Below are 1,992 nucleotides of genomic sequence, written 5' to 3'. Positions count from 1 at the left end.
CTACCGATGTCTCCAAGGCCGACGAGGTCGACCGGCTGGCGGAACTTGCCTACGGCGCATTCGGCGCAGTCTCGGTGCTGATGAACAATGCCGGGGTCGGCAACAATCCGGGCAAGCCGTGGGAAAACCGTGACGCCTGGAAGCGGCTGCTGGACATCAACTTCTGGGGCGTCGTGCATGGCGTCGAGGCCTTCGCGCCGCGCATGCTGGCCGCGGGCAAGCCCGGCCTGATCGTCAACACCGGATCCAAGCAAGGCATCACCACGCCGCCCGGCAATCTCGCCTACAACGTCTCCAAGGCAGGCGTGAAAACCTTCACCGAGGGTCTGGCGCATGCGCTGCGCAACGAGCCTGGAGCGAAGGTTTCCGCGCATTTGCTCATCCCCGGCTTCACTTTCACTGGACTGACCGAAGGCGCGACGGAAAAGCCGGCCGGCGCCTGGACGGGCGAGCAGGTTATCGATTTCATGCTGGCATCGCTCAAGCGGAACGATTTCTACATCCTCTGCCCGGACAACGAGGTGGCGCGGCCGATGGATGAAAAGCGCATGACCTGGGCGATTGGCGACATCATCGAGAACCGCCCTGCCCTGTCGCGCTGGCATCCGGATCACAAGGACGCGTTCGCCGCCTTCATGAACCGCTGACGGGGTCCGTTCAGGCGGCTGCCTTTTTCTTGGTGCCGTTCTTCCCCGCCACCGCCTTTTTGACGGCGGCCTGGGCGACCTCCCGGTCGTGCCGCTTTGCGGCCTTTTCGCATTTGTCGCGAATCTCCTCGACCTCGGATTCGGTCAGATGCTCGATGCCGATGAAGGTGTTGTGGGCCCGGCTTACCAGGATCAATTCATCGAGTTTGGTCTGGATGGCCGCGCTGTCGCGATTTTGCGTGTTCTGGATGAGGAACACCATCAGGAACGTGACGATGGTGGTGCCGGTGTTGATGACCAGTTGCCAGGTGTCCGAGAAGCCGAAAAACGGGCCGGTTACCCCCCAGACCAGCACGATCAGAACGCAGATGGCAAAGGTCGGCGGCATACCGGCCAAGTGAGCCACCCAATTGGCGACCTTGGTGAAAAGTCTCTCGATCATCCATCCCTCGCCGGAGCCGCCAGAACGCGGCGCTTCGAGAGAAACAAGGCGCCGGCCCCTCAGGTTCCCAACGATCGAATTTTCCGCCCGCACGCGCATGCAATCGGATACGCGCCAAAGCTGTTTCGCCGCGAAAAAACACCTTATTCGTTTGTTGCCATAGTGCCGATGCAGGTCAAAAAGCCTGCTCCTTCCGCTTCACGGCGGTTTACCTCCAGCCCCTTCCGTCGCGCCACCCCCGCAAGGCGGAAGGGGCACCGTCTTCCGGAAAATTGTGGAAAATCAGGGCGCTGCGCCTTCCCAACGATCGAGGAAGGCCTCGATCGGCAATGACTGAATGTCCGGGATCGCCCTGGCGAGTTTTTCCGGCGCCCAGTCCCACCAAGCAAGGTTCTCGATACGCGCCGCCGTGGCTGCGGCGAACCTCTGGCGCAGAGGCTTCGCCGGAACGCCGGCGACGATTGCGTAAGGCGGCACATCATGTGTCACCACGGCATTGGCGCCGATGACGGCGCCGTTGCCGATAGTCACACCAGGCATGACGACCGCGCCATGGCCGATCCAGACATCGTGACCGATGCTGACCGGCCTTGCCTGCCGCCGCTCGCGGAATGCCGCGTCGACGCCAAGCCAGCGGAAATACTCGTTCGGCCGGTAGCTGATCTTGTGCTGGGTCAACCGATCGATCGGATGCTCGAGCGCATTGATGCGGCTGTTGGCGGCGATCGAGCAGAATTTGCCGATCGTCGTGTAGATCGCTTCCGAATGGCGCTCGAAATAGGAAAAGTCGCCGACCGTCACCTCGCGCAGGATCACCCGCTCGCCGATCGAGGCATAGCGGCCGAGCTTGCACCCTTTCAGTTCCGCGGTCGGATGGATGCGCGGCTCGGGATCTTTCAGGAC

Annotated in this window: 3 protein-coding genes; 1 reads left to right on the top strand and 2 read right to left on the bottom strand. The window is 62.1% G+C overall.

Annotated features, from left to right (window positions below):
- Nucleotides 1–647, top strand: a 647-nt coding sequence (locus tag EOA29_RS34525; RefSeq protein ID WP_127222261.1) for an SDR family NAD(P)-dependent oxidoreductase, incomplete at its 5' end; no start/stop codon positions are given.
- A 10-nt stretch (nt 648–657) separates the two neighbouring features.
- Here the strand turns inward: EOA29_RS34525 and EOA29_RS34520 are convergent.
- Entirely contained in the window at nt 658–1,089 is a 432-nt protein-coding gene (locus EOA29_RS34520) for a low affinity iron permease family protein (RefSeq protein ID WP_189349987.1), read from the bottom strand.
- Between the two features lie 282 nt (nt 1,090–1,371).
- Nucleotides 1,372–1,992, bottom strand: a 621-nt coding sequence (locus EOA29_RS34515) for a DapH/DapD/GlmU-related protein (protein WP_348628932.1), incomplete at its 5' end; no start/stop codon positions are given.

The sequence above is a fragment of the Mesorhizobium sp. M1E.F.Ca.ET.063.01.1.1 genome (assembly GCF_003998155.1).
Lineage (GTDB): Bacteria > Pseudomonadota > Alphaproteobacteria > Rhizobiales > Rhizobiaceae > Mesorhizobium.
The sequence above is the reverse complement of the archived record's forward strand: the minus strand, read 5'-3'. Positions and strand labels throughout refer to the sequence as shown.